Source organism: Aeromonas sp. Y318-3 (genome assembly GCF_027706185.1).
GTDB lineage: Bacteria > Pseudomonadota > Gammaproteobacteria > Enterobacterales > Aeromonadaceae > Aeromonas > Aeromonas veronii.
Map to the genome: position 1 here is coordinate 70,227 of NZ_JAPDCN010000013.1, position 14,988 is coordinate 85,214.

A 14,988-nucleotide genomic window follows, 5' to 3' on the forward strand; every position below is an offset into this window, starting at 1 on the left:
CCTTAGCCAATTCGTTCGAAAATTTTGTCGAGTTTTTCTTTGAGCGTTGCTGCGGTGAAGGGCTTGACGATGTAACCGTTGACGCCAGCTTGGGCGGCTTCAATGATCTGCTCACGTTTAGCTTCAGCGGTTACCATCAGTACCGGCAGATGCTTGAGCTTCTCATCGACACGGATGGCTTTAAGCAGGTCAATACCTTGCATGCCAGGCATGTTCCAGTCGGTAACTACAAACTGAAAATCACCATTTTTCAGCATCGGCAGCGCTGTATTGCCGTCATCCGCCTCATGGGTATTGTTGAATCCCAAGTCGCGCAGCAAGTTCTTGATAATCCGGCGCATCGTTGAAAAATCGTCAACAATGAGGATTTTCATGTTCTTGTCCAAAATTCCCTCCTAAATAGCCACCAGAGTGGCTCACTTACATGATGCTAAAAACGGGTTGTGTCGTGCGGATTATGCCTTAGAGTTTCATCTCAGTGTAGCCAGTACAAACACTTATAGATGCCAATCTCTCAAACGAGCACGTAATCTGTGCATTGCCTGACTGTGGATCTGGCTCACACGCGACTCGCTGACATTCAAAACCTCGCCAATTTCGCGTAAATTCAGCTCTTCATCGTAGTAAAGAGAGAGAACCAAAGCTTCTCTCTCTGGTAGACGACCAATTTGCTCGGATAATTGAATCTGAAATCGCTCGGCAGCCAATTCATCGAATCCCGAACCTGAAGGGGCATCATCGGGGTTGCCGATCACATCCTCGCTGACCCCCAAATCTTCAATGCCGATAATTTTGCCGCAGGAGACATCTTGCAGCATCGCATGGTAATCAGCGATGGAAACCCCCATCTCGGCTGCAACCTCGGTATCTCGCGCGTCACGCCCGTGAGTCTGCTCGACATTCTCGATCGCCTCTGCAATAGCGCGACTGTTGCGATGCACAGAGCGGGGTACCCAATCACCACGCCGGATCTCATCCAGCATGGCGCCTCGGATGCGGATCCCGGCATACGTCTCGAAGCTGGCCCCCTTGCTACCGTCAAAATTGCGGGAAGCTTCAAGCAGCCCAATCATACCTGCCTGGATCAGGTCATCCAGCAAGACACTGCTGGGCAGGCGAGCCAACAAATGCTGGGCAATTCGCTTGACCAGGGGAGCATGACGCTCCACCAGCACGTAGGAATCCTGATGACGCAAGTACGCTTGGGCTTTATTCACGGGAACCTTCCTGTGTTGTGGCCGGTTTCTGCAACAAATTTTCCAGGAAAAACTCCAGATGGCCGCCCGGCTGGTTGGGAACCGGCCAGCTCGCAGCCTTGTTGGCAAGGGCCCGGAACGCCAGTGCGGCCGGCGACTTGGGAAACGCCTCGACAATCAGCTTCTGCTTGCGCACAGCGGCACGCAGATTGGTGTCATAGGGTACACAGGCGACCAGTTCCAGCGAGGTATCGAGGAAACGATCCGTTACCCGGGTCAGTTTGGCAAAGAGCTCCTGCCCTTCCCGCAGACTGCGCACCATATTGGCCACAACCTTGAAACGAAACACACCGTGATCCTTGGAGAGGATCTTGATGAGGGCGTAGGCATCGGTGATGGAGGTCGGCTCATCACAAACCACCACCATGATGTCCTGAGCTGCGCGGGTGAAGCTCAGCACCATGTCGGAGATCCCCGCGGCCGTATCCACCAGCAGGATGTCGACCTGGGTCTTCATCTCGCTGAAGGCACGGATAAGCTCGGCATGCTGCACCGGAGAAAGCTCGACCATGGACTGGGTGCCCGAGGTCGCAGGTACGATCATCATGCCGTAGGGGCCTTCGACGATGATATCGTCGATGGTGCATTCACCCGCCAGGACATGAGAGAGGTTGCGATGAACCCGCAGCCCCAGCATGACGTCGACGTTGGCCAGACCCAGGTCGGCATCCAGCACCATCACCCGCTTGCCTTGGGCGGCCATGGCTCCGGCCACGTTCAGGGTCACGTTGGTCTTGCCCACGCCACCTTTACCACCGGAAACGGCGATTACTTTTACTCGATTGTTTTGACGCATTTTGCGCAGACCACTCGCCTGATCCATATACATGTTACTCATAAAACTCCGAATCTTCGGCCTCGCCAAAGCCTGCGCCCCAGAAATAGGGCTCCTCTGTTTCTCGCTCCAGCGAGCCCATGGCAGCCCCGACGAGCTGCGCCGCATTGGCAACCTGAATATCTTCCGGAACCCTTTGTCCGTCAGTGATATAGCTGATGGGCAATGAATTCTGGATACACACGTTAATCACTTCGCCCAGATTCAGACTTTCATCCAATTTGGTAAGTATGCAGCCGCTAAGCGGAATACGCCGGAAATGGTCCACCGCCTCCTGCATCACCCGACGCTGGGACGTTGCCGACATCACCAGATAACTGCGGATCCGCACCTTGGCATTCTTGACCAGGGTATCGAGCTGCTCGGTCAGCCGGATATCCCGCTGACCCACCCCGGCCGTATCGATAAGTACCAGCCGACGATGGCGGAACTGATAAAGGGCATTGGCCAGCTCTTCTGCATCACGCACCTGCCGCACCGGACACCCCATGATGCGACCATAGGTCTGCAGCTGTTCATGGGCACCAATCCGGTAGTTGTCGGTGGTGATCAGCGCCACCTGCTCGGCGCCATATTTCATGGCGAAACGGGCAGCCAGCTTGGCGATGGTAGTGGTTTTGCCCACCCCGGTCGGACCAAGCAGCGCCACCGCGCCACCCTGACGCATGATCTCGTCCTCACTGATCTTGAGCTGAGCCGTCAACACTTCCGCCAACTGGGCCATTGCCTGATGGATGGACATATCTTCGGGGATCAGTCCCGCAAGTTGATCGGCAAACGCATCATCAAAGCCCAGTTTCTTGAGCTCCTTGATCAGCAGGGCCCGCATCGGTTCGCGGCGCTCCACCTCTTGCCACATCAGCCCGGAGATCTGATGCTCCAACAATTTGCGGATGCTGGCCATCTCCTTGCGCATCCCTTCCATCTCCTGATCCCGCTGGGCAGGTTGAGGGGGGCGCTGGCCGGACGCAACCCGAGCTTTAGGCTTGGCAGGTTCGGGAGCTGCGCCCCACTGCCCCTGCTCGGCCAATGTTCTGGGCGCAGCATTGGCAGCTGCCAGCCCGACCGATTGGGTATTGCCCATTGGCGCCCCATTGCCCGGCTTGAGCTTCTGCTGGCGCGCCAGCAAGGCGGCCAGGGTATCGGCATAATGTTCGTTCTGCTCCTTCGCCGGCGTCGGCTCGGGGCGGATCATCTGCCGTGCAGCAGACGAAATATTGACGCTCTCATCGTTCAGCTGACGGCGAACCGGCGCATCTTTGGGCCCCGGGACCTGGGATTGATAATCGACTGCGGCGACTATCTCTACCCCTCCGGTGACCTTCTTGTTGGACATGATGACGGCGTCAGGCCCGAGAGTCTCCTTGACCTCGGCCAGAGCCGTTCGCATATCCTTGGCAAAAAACCGCTTAATCTTCACCCGTCGTCTCCGCTAACTAGTTCTGCCCTACCGCACTGACGATGCGGATCTGCTTGTCGTCGGGCACTTCCTGATAAGACAGAACGCGCAATCCAGGAATGGCATTCTTGACAAATTTCGCCAGGGTATTGCGCAAGATCCCTGATGTCAGAAGCACGGCCGGTTGGCCTTCCAATTCTTGTCGTTGAGTGGCTTCCACCAGCGAACGCTGCATCCGCTCTGCCAGACCCGGTTCAATACCGGCACCATCACCGCCACCTGCCTGCAGGGATTGATGCAATATACGTTCCAATTCCGGTGCCAAGGTAATCACCGGCAGCTCGGGATCGGGGCCTGCAATCTCCTGCACAATCAGGCGACGCAGGGCAATCCGGCAAGCGGCCGTGAGCACTTCCGGATCCGGACTGCGCGGCGCGTATTCAACCAGGGTCTGCAGGATAGTGCGCATATCGCGGATTGGCACGCCTTCATTGAGCAAATTCTGCAATACCTTCACAAGGTTACCCATGCTGATCACTTCCGGCACTAGACCTTCGACCAGCTTGCTCTGATGTTTGCCAATCATGTCGAGCAGCTGTTGTACCTCGTCATGACCCAGCAACAGAGCTGCATGGTTGGTCAGGATCTGGCTCAGATGGGTAGCCACCACGGTCGCGGTATCTACCACCGTATACCCCAGCGTCTGTGCCTGAGAGACCATCTCCTTGGCAACCCAGACCGCTTCCAGTCCGAAGGCGGGATCCCGGGTGGCTATCCCCTGGATCTGGCCGAACACCTGCCCCGGATTGATGGCCATCTCCTTATCATGGTAGACATTGGCCTCGCCGGTACTGACCCCCATCAAGGTGATGCGGTATTGGTTTGGCGCCAGATCCAAGTTGTCGCGAATGTGGACGGCCGGGACCAGAAAGCCCAGCTCTTGCGAGAGTTTCTTGCGCACCCCTTTGATCCGGTTGAGCAGTTCGCCACCCTGATTGCGATCCACCAGCGGGATCAGCTGATAACCCACTTCCAGCCCGATGATGTCCACCGGCATCACATCGTCCCAGCTCAGCTCTTTCTGCTCATGGGGTTGTTCGGCAGTGGCAGGCAGTAGCTCGCCCTTGGCCGCTTTGGCGGCAGCCAGTTTCTCGCGGCGCAGCAACCACCAGGCGCCAGCGGCGGCAAGAGCCCCCAGACTCAGGAAGGCGAAATGCGGCATCCCCGGCACCAGCCCCATCATCAGCAGAATCCCGGCCGAGATGATCAGCGCCTTGGGATTGTCAAACAGCTGGCCTAGTACTGCGGTACCCATGTCCTGATCGGTATTCTGACGGGTCACTATGATGGCGGCGGCGATGGAGAGCAGCAGGGAGGGGATCTGCGCCACCAGACCGTCACCGATGGCCAACAGGGTATAGATCTCGGCCGATTCGCTGAAGGTCAGCTGGTGCTGCATCATCCCGATGATGAAGCCGCCGATGATGTTGATAAAGAGGATCATGATGCCCGCAATGGCATCCCCTTTGACGAATTTGGAGGCACCATCCATGGAGCCGTAGAAGTCGGCTTCCTGGGTCACATCCTGGCGACGCTTCTTCGCCTCTTCCTGATTGATAAGGCCGGCGTTCAAATCGGCATCGATGGCCATCTGTTTGCCCGGCATCGCATCAAGGGTAAAACGGGCACTCACTTCCGCGATCCGCCCGGCACCCTTGGTAATGACCACAAAGTTGATGATCATCAGGATGGTAAAAACGATGATGCCGACCGCATAGTTGCCGCCGATCACCACGTTACCGAATGCCTCGATCACATGACCAGCCGCCGCACTACCATTATGACCTTCCAGTAACACCACCCGGGTCGAGGCAACGTTCAACGCCAACCGCAGCAAGGTAGCGAGCAGCAGTACGGTCGGGAAGGCAGCAAATTCGAGGGGGCGGCGGGTATAGACGGATACCAGCAGCACCACGATGGAGAGAGCAATGTTGAAGGAGAAGAGCACGTCCAGCATCAGCGGCGGGATGGGTAACACCACCATACCGAGCGCGGCCAATACCAGCAGAGGGGTGCCAAGGCCTTTGCCCAATACTCCCCGGTACTCTTTGAACTGGCCCAATACTGCCTTGAATTCCATCGCGCTTCTCAATTTCAACCTGCTGTTGCCAGATTAAAGCAAACATCAAGCCAACAATGCAAGACATTGAAATACAATGGATTTATTTTGACTACGTCAGAACTTTGTCATTTTCGATATTCAGTCGGAATGGGCAGATCTTTAGCCAGCGGCTGGGGACGGCGTCCCTGACCGCGGCGGAATTTCTTGAGCTGGAAGACATAGGCGAGCACCTGGGCAACCGCCGCAAACAGCCCTTCCGGGATCTCGTGGCCCAGCTCGGTTGAGTGGTAAATAGCCCGGGTCAAAGCCGGTGACGGCATGATGGGGATCTCGTACTCTCTGGCGATCTCCCTGATCTTCATTGCAATTTCATCGGTGCCCTTGGCCACGACCTTGGGCGCGGCACCGGGTTTTCCCGCATCATACTTGAGCGCTACCGAGTAGTGGGTCGGGTTGGTGATCACCACATCGGCCTTGGGTACATCCCCCATCATCCGGCGCATCGCCATCTGCATCTGCAACTGACGGATCTTGCCCTTTACCTCGGGCTTGCCTTCGCTGTCCTTGAACTCGTCCTTGACCTCCTGTTTGGTCATCTTGAGCTGACGCATGTGGTTCCACTGCTGGAACGGCACATCGATGGCCACGATGGGGAGCAGGGCGCAGCAGAGGATGATCAACATCCAGAGAAACAACTCCAGCGCATCGATAATACCGCCGGGGAAACCCTCCATGGATAGGTTGAGCAGATGATTAAACTGACTTGATAACATCCACCAGGCAAACAGGGTGATGAACACCACCTTGGCGATGGATTTGACCAGCTCAATCAGCGACTGCACCCCGAACATTCGCTTGAGGCCGCTGAGCGGGCTCAGCTTGCTCATCTTGGGCATCATGGCTTCGGTGGAGAAGTTCATCCCCCCCATCAGGGTGTTGCCGATAAAAGCGGCAATCGCCACCAGCGCAAACAAGAGTCCCAGCGGAAGCACCAGCTCCCCCAGCAGCGCCGGCACCATAGCGATCATGGCATTGGGATCGAAAGCCTGCTCCCTGTCCAGAGTAAAGCCCATGGTGACTACCTTGATCATGGCAGTCGCCAGCGAGCCCTTGAGCATCAGCAGGCCAAATACCGCCGAGAGCAACACGCTGGCGGTTCCCAACTCTTTTGAACGTGCAATCTGCCCTTTTTCACGGGCCTGTTGCAGTCGTTTGCCCGTGGGTTGTTCGGTACGTTCCTGGTCGGTATCAGCCATGAGCGCCCCCGAAGCACTGGGTGTTGATCAGCTCGCAGCTGACCTCCTGCACCCGCTCCCACATGATGTCGAAGTGGCCGAGGAACCCGCCGATAGTGAGCCAGAGGATGAGCAGACCCGACATCATGCTGACCGCAAAACCGATACTGAAAATGTTGAGTTGCGGCGCCGCCCGGGTCATGACACCAAAGGCGAAGTTGATTAAGAGCAAGGCGACGATGGCTGAAAGCGACATCACCAAAGCAGCCTGATACATCACACCCAGAAACGCACTCAGGGTTTTCATGGATGAAACCGAGAGGCCGTGCTCGGAGACAGGCAGTGTCTCGAAACTAAGAATGACCAGCCGCAGCATCACCAGATGACCATCCAGCGCCAGAAACACCAGGGTCGCCAGCATCAGATAAAACTGACCCACCACGGGGGCAGACTGGCCATTCATCGGGTCCACCAGGGTGGCAAAACCCAGACTGGTCTGCATAGCGATGACCTGACCGGCCATCACGAAGCTCTCCATCAGAAACTGGGTCATCAGGCCGAGGGCAATTCCGATCAGCAACTGCTGGCCCAATAACAGAAAGCTGCCGACCGAGAAGAGTTCAATGGAAGGCATTTTCGGAAGCAGCGGGGCAATCAGAAAGGTGATGGCCAAAGCCAGCCCCATCCGTACCCGCGCAGGAGCGAGGCGGCTGCCGAATACCGCCATCACCATCAGCAGGCTGCTCACCCGCGCCAGCGGCCAGAGGATGGAAGACAACCACTCCATGATCAGAGCGGTTGTGTAGGTCATCCCACCACCTCGGGGATTTGGTTGACCATCAGTATGAAGAAGTCCATTAGACTCTGCATTCCCCAGTGAGCACCAATTCCCAGGGCTAGCAGGGTCACGATAAGACGAGGCAGAAAGCTCAGGGTCTGTTCGTTGATGGAGGTGGCCGCCTGAAAAATGGCTACCACCAGCCCGATAGCGAGACTGGGCAGGATCACGGCGCTGACCATGATATTGACCAGCCAGAGCGCCTCGCGAAAGACGTCGACAAAGGTTTCAGGACTCATGTTCGGGCTCCTTGCGCTCGACCGGCTAACCGGCACCCAGTCCGAAACTGTTGGCCAGTGACCCCAGAATGAGGTTCCAGCCATCCACCATCACAAACAGCATCAGCTTGAAGGGCAGCGAGACGATCATCGGCGAGAGCATCATCATCCCCATCGCCATCAGAATACTGGCGACCACCAGATCGATGACCAGGAACGGCAAGAACAGCATAAAACCAATCTGGAAGGCGGTTTTCAGCTCGCTGGTGACAAACGCAGGAATCAGCACTCGTAGCGGCACATCGGCAGGTTTCTCCACCTGCACGTTGGCGATCTCCATAAAGGTGTTGAGATCCTTGATCCGGGTCTGGGCCAGCATGAACTGATGGATGGGCAACTCGGCCCGCTCCAGCGCCTCCTTTGCCTGAATGGTCTCGGCCAGATAGGGCTGCAACGCCTCATCATTGATGCGATCCAGCACCGGCGACATGATGAAGAATGACATGAACAGGGCGATGCCGATCAACACCTGGTTGGAGGGACTCTGTTGCAGACCGATCGCCTGGCGCAAGATACCCAACACCACAATGATGCGGGTAAACGAGGTCATCATGATCACCATGGCCGGCAAGAAGGAGAGCGCGGTCATCAGCGCCAGTACTTGCAGGGTCAGGCTGTACTCCTGAGAGCCATCCCCCATGGTCTTGACGGTCACCGCCGACATGGCGTCCTGTGCAAGCGCAGGCCAGGAGCAAAACAGTGGTATCAGCAGGCTGACCAGCAGCCCCGTTTTCAGCCATAAGCCGTTAGCTTTTTTCATGCTTGCCCATCAATTTGCCAAGCTGCTGGGAAAACGCCTGCGGCTGGTTTTCGTCCAGCGGCTCCTCCAGCCGGTAGAGAAAGTTGACCTGCTGCGGTGTTACGCCGACCAGCAGTTGCTGTTCGCCCACCTTGACCACCAGCAGCTTCTCTTTGTAACCCACCGGCAACGAGGCGATGACCCGCATCTGGCCGCCCCCCATGGCGGTTGCCAGCTTGCTCTTCTTGAGCAGAAAGCCCAGCACCAGAATGAGACCAATCACCATAAGACTGGAGAGCAACCAGGAGCTCAGACTAGGCACGTTGGCAGATGCCGCTGTCTCGGCAAAGACCGGAACAGGCAGCAATAACAACAGGAGGCGCATCATTTGAGCTTCTTGATCCGTTCAATCTGGCTGATGACGTCAGTCAGGCGGATACCGAACTTGTCGTTCACCACCACCACCTCGCCGTGAGCGATCAGGGTACCGTTGACCAATACATCCAGCGGCTCGCCTGCAACACGATCCAGCTCCACCACCGAGCCCTGGTTCAGCTGCAACAGGTTGCGGATGCTGATCTGGCTGCGGCCCACCTCCATGGCGATAGTGACCGGAATATCGAGAATGGTGTCGAGCTTGCGGCGCTCCTCGGCACTGATAGGGGCATCATCTTTCAACTCTTCCAGCGGGGCTGGCTTGGCTTCCGCCGTCACCTGCTCCTCCAGAGCCGCAGCCCAGGCATCAGCCATCAGATCCTCTTCCTCAGTTCCGCTCATCTTGTTTCCTTATGCTACTTCGTGACCGTTTACCGTAATAAACCGTCAATTATCGCTGTTGATCTTCGATACTGCGCTCGAGCTCTTCCAGCTCGGCCTCGCCATCAATTCGTACCCCGCCCCGGGTCACCAGATGCATCTCCGTCTTGACCCCTTCCGGACGTTTGAGCTTGTCGGTGATCTTGAGCGCCACATTATCCTTGGTGCGGCCCATCTTGGCGTGGAAAGTGGGCAAGTCCTCCACAAAAACCAGCAAATTTTCCGGCATATCGACCGGAATGATATCGCCGGGTCGCAGCTCCATCAGTTCACGCAGGGTGAGTTCGGTCTCCAGCAGCTTGGCCCGCAGCTCCACCTTGACGTCCATGATCTCGTCACGCAGCGCCTTGCTCCAACGTACGTCGGTATCCCCCTTGTCACTCTGCACACCGGCATCCAGCAGCTCGCGGATCGGTTCCAGCATGGAATAAGGCATCGCCACGTGGAAGTCGCCGCCGCCACCATCGAGCTCGATGTGGAACGAGCTGACCACGATCACCTCGGTCGGGCTGACGATGTTGGCCATTGCCGGGTTCACTTCGGAGTCGAGATACTCGAACCCCACGTCCATCACCGGCGCCCAGGCATCCTTGTAATCCTCAAACACCAGTTTGAGCAGCATCTGGATAATGCGCCGCTCGGTCGGCGTAAACTCGCGCCCTTCAATCTTGGCGTGATAACGGCCATCACCACCGAAGAAGTTCTCTACCAGGATGAAGACCAGTCGAGCCTCCATGGTGATGAGTGCCGTCCCCTTGAGCGGGCGGAAGCGCACCATGTTGAGACTGGTCGGCACAAACAGGGTATGAACATACTCGCCAAACTTGAGCATCTGCACGCCGTTGATGGAGACCTCGGCGGTACGACGCATCATGTTGAACAGGCTGATCCGCATATGGCGGGCGAAACGTTCATTCACCAGCTCCAGCGTCGGCATGCGACCACGGACGATGCGGTCCTGGGAGGAGAAGTCAAACTGGGCTACGCCGGGGTCTCCAGCGCCGCCTATCTCTTCCTCTTCGACATCATCGACACCGTGCAAGAGGGCATCAATTTCGTCCTGACTTAACAGATCGCTCACGCTTCACCTACTGCATTACAAAGCCGGTAAACAGCACTTGTTCGATAACGGGGGAAGAGACCAGGTCCTTGAGCACCCGACGGCACTCTTCCAGTGAATCCTTGCGCAGCTTCTCCTTGCCTTCGAAGGTCATCAGCTGTTCGGCACTGGCTGCACTGAATACCCGCAACAGGGTGCCTTCAATCAGGGGAATATTCTGTTTGGCCAGCGTCTCGTCGGCGGTACCGCGCACCATCAGCTGGATCTTGATCTGAACCAGTCGATCTCGCTGGGCACCTGCGACGTTGAAGACAAAGGGACGCGGCATACCGACATAGAGGGAAGGTTTAGGCGCTTCCTCCTTGGGTGCGGCCTCGGCACCTTCCGCCGCTTCAGCGGGCGGTTTATCGGAGCCGGAGAGCATCAGGAAGGCGCCAACACCACCACCGCCCAGCAAAATTACCGCTAGGGCAATGATAATGATCAGCTTCTTTTTCTTGCCCGCAGCCGGGTCTTTTAGCGTCAACTCGTTATCGTCAGCCATCCCTTGTCCACCCTAGTCTCAAACTTGTTCGATATCATAAACTTACTCGGGATTGCATCAAGCATAGAAATCAATTCCGGAACCGTTTGTCGATTCCACCAGCAAACTGGGGTTGGAAGTGGTGAGTTCCCCTTCAACCAGCCCGTTACCGGACCGCGGCTGACCGCTACTCTGACCTTGCTGCCCCTGCCCGTTAAAGGTGGGCTGGCCCTGTTGCTGCTGTTGTTGCGACTGCTGCTGCACCTGCGTCTGACCAAGCTGGATCCCCTGCCCTGCCAGCATGTCACGCAGCCGGGGCATCGCCTGCTCCAGCATCTCGCGGGTCTGTCCATGTTGTACCACAAAATGGACGTTGGCCTGGCTGTCAGCTCCCATCTGGATCTGGATCTTCATCTTGCCAAGGCCGAGGGGGTCGAGCTGAATTTCCGCCTGTTGCAGTTTTTCGGCCAGCATCACATTGACCTTCTGGTGCAATTCGGCAGGTGCTTCCTGACTGGCTAGTTTCAAATGGGGTAAATTCTGCGGCTCACGGCGCAGCGTCGTCTCAGCGGCGGGCGCCCGGCTATCGGCTACCTGTGGCTGAGTCTGGCTGTTCTGGCCATGCTGAACGGTCTGGCTCGGGCTGCTCTCACTGCTAGATGTCGTCGCAACCAGGCTCTTCTCCGCCTCACCGGCCTTCGGTTTTACCTCAAGCGAAGCCGCTTTGCGCACCTCGTCGGTGCCGGTCACTTCCATCTGCTTGATGCCGGCTGAAATAGTCGACAGCGGCGCTTGCGGCCCTTGAGATTCAGCCTGTGCCAACACCTGCTGCGGCGCCACCATCACGGGGGCGGCAGCACTATCGGTTGGAGTCGTCGCATTTGTCGTTACGCTGCTCTGGGCTGCGGCACTTTCTGCGGCACTTTGCGCCGTCGTCACGGGCGCCGAACCTTGATTAGCGGCAGTGGCTGGCTGCTGGCTTCCCTCGGCAGCACTCTTTTCTGCCCCCTTGCCAGCTACCCCACTTCCATCCGCAGTTGCTGAAGTGGTTGCAGCGCCCGCCTCAGGCTGCTTGAGCCCCTCGCTGAAGGCCTTGAGCGCAGCCCCCTGAGTCGCGGCTTGCGTCGCCTGCCCCTTGTTAGTCAAAGCATTGCTGGCGGCGAGATCGGATTTGCTGTCGCCAGCCTCTTTTGCAGCGAGTGACTCCGCGGATTTGGCGGTGCTTGCCGACTCATCGACCGGCAACATCTTGGCCAGCTGGGCCATTCGCTCTGCCCCCGTGAGGGGCTTGGTGTGCTTGCCATCTGCCCCGAGGGTCTCGCCCTTGGCAAAGGCTTTCTTCCCGGCCTGCCCATCCGCAGTAGTAGCGGCATCTTCACCTTCAGAGGAGAGAACGGCAGCAGAGGCATCGCCCTTAGCCACCACTCGCGCCGCTGAGGAGGATACGGTGGTTTCTGGAGTCGAGTTGGCGGTCGTCTCCAGCGGCGACTGCGCCCCGGTCTGACCGGCAAGCTGGCTGGCAATTCTGGCAGCGGCAGGAGTCTGCTCGCCTTCATCAAGTGCAATCCCCTCCTGCTCACCCTCTTGCGGCAACGGATTGCCGTCTACCGCAGTGGCGCTCTGTTGGGCCGCCACCGCCAGATGGGGAGTCACTAACGAGGTATCGAGCTTGAGGGAGTCTTGCAGACGGAGCAGAAAGTCGGTGGCAGGGACCTCCTCCACCTTGTTATCGGCGTCAGGATCCTCCTCCTTGCCGATCTCCTCTTTGGGAGAGGCGCTCTCGGTCGCCAAAGATTTGGCTGATCGGACATGGTTACCGCCCTGAGTGGCCTCGGCGGCGCCCTGCTCGCTGTTCCGGACCTTGGCAATCAGGATGGCGAAATCCCCCTTGCTGTCGCTGCCGGTTCCCCCATCGATACTTTTGCTCTCGACGGAACCGCTCAGAGGCGCTTTGTCCAACCCGTTCGCCGGAGCCGAAGGCGTTTGTGTCAACAGTGTCTGCATCATGATGGGATCCCTGAATTCTGGTGGCCCCCAAAGAGATGGCCGCCGACAATGTCCATATCAAAGCAAGTTACAGGCCAGATTGATGAAAACGTCGCAACATGGCGTACTCATCTAGCATCTTCTGCTCCTGACGCTGGGCTTTCTGCTGCTCGCGGCTCGCCTGCTTCTCCAGCAACAGCTCCACCGCCTTGCGCCGCTGCTGGGCCGCCAGCCACTCTTCACGGCGCTGTTCCAGCGCCTGACGCACCTGCAACACCCCTTCGTACTGCTGGGTCGCAGCCTGTTCGAGCTTGTTGATAAAGGCGTGATACTGGGTATTTTGTTGAGGCGAAATCCCCTGCAGGCCGCGATCGGTCCACTGCTGGTGATAGATCTGGCGGTACTGATTGAGGGCATTTTGCTGATCCATGAACAGCTTGAGATCCTGCTGCGCCTTCACCAGCGCCAGCGCACACTGCTGCTCCGCCTCCACCAGCCGATCGGCCAACAATACCAACCCTTTACTCATCGTCGACCTCTCTGTTACCGATCATCATCAGCGCATCAATGGCATCGCCACCATCTGCAAGGCTTGCAGGCCATCATCGTAGTGAATGACCTCGCGCATCCCCTGCTGCAAGAACTGATCCAGATAGGGTTTTTGAATGATGGCGCGGTCAATACGAGGATCGGAACCCTGACTGTAGGCACCGATGGTGATGAGATCCCGGTTCTGCTGATAGAGGGAGTAGAACTGCTTGAGGGTGCGCGCCAGATCCATATGTTCCGGCGAGGTCACCATAGGCATAACCCGGCTGATGGACTTCTCGATGTCGATAGCCGGATAGTGGCCCGCATCGGCCAGCTCGCGCGACAACACTATGTGGCCATCGAGGATCGCCCGCGCCGCATCGGCAATGGGATCTTGCAGGTCATCCCCCTCGGTCAGTACGGTGAAGAATGCCGTGATGGAGCCCTGGCCGTCACTGCCGTTGCCCGCCCGCTCCACCAGCGCCGGTAATTTGGCAAATACAGACGGTGGATAACCCTTGGTCGCTGGCGGCTCGCCCACCGCCAGCGCGATTTCACGCTGGGCCTGGGCATAACGGGTGAGGGAGTCCATCAAGAGCAGCACATTAAGCCCCTGATCGCGGAAATATTCTGCAATGGCCAGCGCCGTTTCACACCCCTTGAGCCGCATCAGCGGCGAGGCGTCAGCGGGAGCCGCTACCACCACGGAGCGGGCACGGCCCTCCTCTCCCAGAATGTCTTCGATAAACTCTTTCACTTCCCGGCCCCGTTCACCGATGAGGCCGACCACCACCACATCCGCCACCGAGCCACGGGTCATCATGCCCAGCAGCACCGATTTACCGACACCGGAACCAGCAAACAGCCCCATCCGCTGGCCCTGACCAACCGTCAGCACGGCGTTGATGGCGCGCACCCCCACGTCCATCGGCTGATGGATCGGGCGGCGAGAGAGCGGGTTGATGCGGTGCTGGGCAAACTGCACGGTCTGGGAGGAGAGAATGGGGCCGAGGCCATCGAGTGGCTGACCAATGCCGTCGATGACTCGACCAAGCAGGTTCATGCCAACCGGAATGCCGTGCTCTTCGGTGATGGGCACCACCCGGGCACCGGGGATCACCCCCTTGAGCTGCTCGCTCGGCATCAGATAGAGGCGATCGCCAGAAAAACCGACCACTTCAGCCTCCAGCGTGCCATCAAGGGTATCGATGCGGCAGAGGGCACCGATGGCTGCGCGACAGCCGATGGCTTCGAGGGTCAGCCCCACCACCCGGGTCAATTTACCGGCGACCGGCGGTTTGGGGGCGCTGTCGCGTACCTTGTACCCTTGCAACCGGTTCAGTAGCGAGCCGCTCATCTGGCCTCCTGAG

General features: G+C 57.9%; 16 protein-coding genes. All 16 read right to left on the bottom strand.

Features of this window, described 5'->3' with window-relative positions:
- Positions 1 to 2: 2 nt before the first annotated feature.
- The 16 genes from cheY to fliI all read right to left on the bottom strand — a co-directional run bounded on the left by cheY (position 3) and on the right by fliI (position 14,975).
- Positions 3 to 374, bottom strand: coding sequence for a chemotaxis response regulator CheY (gene cheY / locus OKB77_RS17145; RefSeq protein WP_005334709.1), 372 nt, complete (start codon positions 372 to 374; stop codon positions 3 to 5).
- Positions 375 to 497: 123 nt separating this feature from the next.
- Positions 498 to 1,217 (bottom strand): RNA polymerase sigma factor FliA, encoded by a 720-nt coding sequence (locus tag OKB77_RS17150; protein ID WP_019444723.1) that lies wholly within the window; start codon positions 1,215 to 1,217, stop codon positions 498 to 500.
- The gene (locus tag OKB77_RS17155) at positions 1,210 to 2,085 is read right to left on the bottom strand and encodes a MinD/ParA family protein (RefSeq protein WP_013723550.1); all 876 of its coding nucleotides are present in this window, start codon (positions 2,083 to 2,085) and stop codon (positions 1,210 to 1,212) included. Before OKB77_RS17155 ends, OKB77_RS17150 begins: the two co-directional genes overlap by 8 nt.
- Before the next feature lies 1 nt (position 2,086).
- Positions 2,087 to 3,511, bottom strand: coding sequence for a flagellar biosynthesis protein FlhF (flhF, locus tag OKB77_RS17160; RefSeq protein ID WP_270818022.1), 1,425 nt, complete (start codon positions 3,509 to 3,511; stop codon positions 2,087 to 2,089).
- Positions 3,512 to 3,527: 16 nt separating this feature from the next.
- Positions 3,528 to 5,630, bottom strand: a complete 2,103-nt coding sequence (flhA, locus tag OKB77_RS17165) for a flagellar biosynthesis protein FlhA (RefSeq protein ID WP_005353675.1) — start codon at positions 5,628 to 5,630, stop codon at positions 3,528 to 3,530.
- A gap of 107 nt (positions 5,631 to 5,737) precedes the next feature.
- Positions 5,738 to 6,868 (bottom strand): flagellar biosynthesis protein FlhB, encoded by a 1,131-nt coding sequence (gene flhB, locus OKB77_RS17170; protein WP_005334720.1) that lies wholly within the window; start codon positions 6,866 to 6,868, stop codon positions 5,738 to 5,740.
- The gene (gene fliR, locus OKB77_RS17175; RefSeq protein ID WP_058058389.1) at positions 6,861 to 7,658 is read right to left on the bottom strand and encodes a flagellar biosynthetic protein FliR; all 798 of its coding nucleotides are present in this window, start codon (positions 7,656 to 7,658) and stop codon (positions 6,861 to 6,863) included. Before fliR ends, flhB begins: the two co-directional genes overlap by 8 nt.
- The gene (fliQ, locus tag OKB77_RS17180) at positions 7,655 to 7,924 is read right to left on the bottom strand and encodes a flagellar biosynthesis protein FliQ (RefSeq protein ID WP_005334727.1); all 270 of its coding nucleotides are present in this window, start codon (positions 7,922 to 7,924) and stop codon (positions 7,655 to 7,657) included. Before fliQ ends, fliR begins: the two co-directional genes overlap by 4 nt.
- A gap of 25 nt (positions 7,925 to 7,949) precedes the next feature.
- Positions 7,950 to 8,723 (bottom strand): flagellar type III secretion system pore protein FliP, encoded by a 774-nt coding sequence (fliP, locus tag OKB77_RS17185; protein ID WP_005334729.1) that lies wholly within the window; start codon positions 8,721 to 8,723, stop codon positions 7,950 to 7,952.
- On the bottom strand, positions 8,710 to 9,090 hold the full coding sequence (fliO, locus tag OKB77_RS17190; protein ID WP_005353678.1) for a flagellar biosynthetic protein FliO: 381 nt from the start codon (positions 9,088 to 9,090) through the stop codon (positions 8,710 to 8,712). The genes fliP and fliO overlap by 14 nt, the downstream gene beginning before the upstream one ends.
- Positions 9,087 to 9,479, bottom strand: coding sequence for a flagellar motor switch protein FliN (gene fliN, locus OKB77_RS17195; RefSeq protein ID WP_005298791.1), 393 nt, complete (start codon positions 9,477 to 9,479; stop codon positions 9,087 to 9,089). Before fliN ends, fliO begins: the two co-directional genes overlap by 4 nt.
- Positions 9,480 to 9,528: 49 nt before the next feature.
- Positions 9,529 to 10,599 (bottom strand): flagellar motor switch protein FliM, encoded by a 1,071-nt coding sequence (gene fliM / locus OKB77_RS17200; protein WP_005334736.1) that lies wholly within the window; start codon positions 10,597 to 10,599, stop codon positions 9,529 to 9,531.
- Between the two features lie 7 nt (positions 10,600 to 10,606).
- Positions 10,607 to 11,122, bottom strand: coding sequence for a flagellar basal body-associated protein FliL (gene fliL, locus OKB77_RS17205; RefSeq protein WP_042054463.1), 516 nt, complete (start codon positions 11,120 to 11,122; stop codon positions 10,607 to 10,609).
- 57 nt (positions 11,123 to 11,179) lie between these two features.
- Positions 11,180 to 13,108 (bottom strand): flagellar hook-length control protein FliK, encoded by a 1,929-nt coding sequence (locus tag OKB77_RS17210; protein ID WP_270818023.1) that lies wholly within the window; start codon positions 13,106 to 13,108, stop codon positions 11,180 to 11,182.
- Between the two features lie 67 nt (positions 13,109 to 13,175).
- A complete protein-coding gene (gene fliJ, locus OKB77_RS17215; RefSeq protein ID WP_005334746.1) occupies positions 13,176 to 13,616 on the bottom strand; it encodes a flagellar export protein FliJ in 441 nt (146 codons plus the stop codon).
- 27 nt (positions 13,617 to 13,643) lie between these two features.
- Positions 13,644 to 14,975, bottom strand: coding sequence for a flagellar protein export ATPase FliI (gene fliI / locus OKB77_RS17220; RefSeq protein WP_005334747.1), 1,332 nt, complete (start codon positions 14,973 to 14,975; stop codon positions 13,644 to 13,646).
- Positions 14,976 to 14,988: the final 13 nt, after the last annotated feature.

Excerpts from the sequence above, each read along its gene's own strand:
- fliP (WP_005334729.1), bottom strand. The coding sequence starts at position 8,723 with ATGAAAAAAGCTAACGGCTTATGGCTGAAAACGGGGCTGCTGGTCAGC.
- fliN (WP_005298791.1), bottom strand. The coding sequence starts at position 9,479 with ATGAGCGGAACTGAGGAAGAGGATCTGATGGCTGATGCCTGGGCTGCG.
- OKB77_RS17155 (WP_013723550.1), bottom strand. The coding sequence starts at position 2,085 with ATGTATATGGATCAGGCGAGTGGTCTGCGCAAAATGCGTCAAAACAAT.
- fliJ (WP_005334746.1), bottom strand. The coding sequence starts at position 13,616 with ATGAGTAAAGGGTTGGTATTGTTGGCCGATCGGCTGGTGGAGGCGGAG.
- fliQ (WP_005334727.1), bottom strand. The coding sequence starts at position 7,924 with ATGAGTCCTGAAACCTTTGTCGACGTCTTTCGCGAGGCGCTCTGGCTG.
- fliR (WP_058058389.1), bottom strand. The coding sequence starts at position 7,658 with ATGACCTACACAACCGCTCTGATCATGGAGTGGTTGTCTTCCATCCTC.
- cheY (WP_005334709.1), bottom strand. The coding sequence starts at position 374 with ATGAAAATCCTCATTGTTGACGATTTTTCAACGATGCGCCGGATTATC.
- OKB77_RS17210 (WP_270818023.1), bottom strand. The coding sequence starts at position 13,108 with ATGATGCAGACACTGTTGACACAAACGCCTTCGGCTCCGGCGAACGGG.
- flhA (WP_005353675.1), bottom strand. The coding sequence starts at position 5,630 with ATGGAATTCAAGGCAGTATTGGGCCAGTTCAAAGAGTACCGGGGAGTA.
- fliO (WP_005353678.1), bottom strand. The coding sequence starts at position 9,090 with ATGATGCGCCTCCTGTTGTTATTGCTGCCTGTTCCGGTCTTTGCCGAG.
- fliL (WP_042054463.1), bottom strand. The coding sequence starts at position 11,122 with ATGGCTGACGATAACGAGTTGACGCTAAAAGACCCGGCTGCGGGCAAG.
- flhB (WP_005334720.1), bottom strand. The coding sequence starts at position 6,868 with ATGGCTGATACCGACCAGGAACGTACCGAACAACCCACGGGCAAACGA.
- fliI (WP_005334747.1), bottom strand. The coding sequence starts at position 14,975 with ATGAGCGGCTCGCTACTGAACCGGTTGCAAGGGTACAAGGTACGCGAC.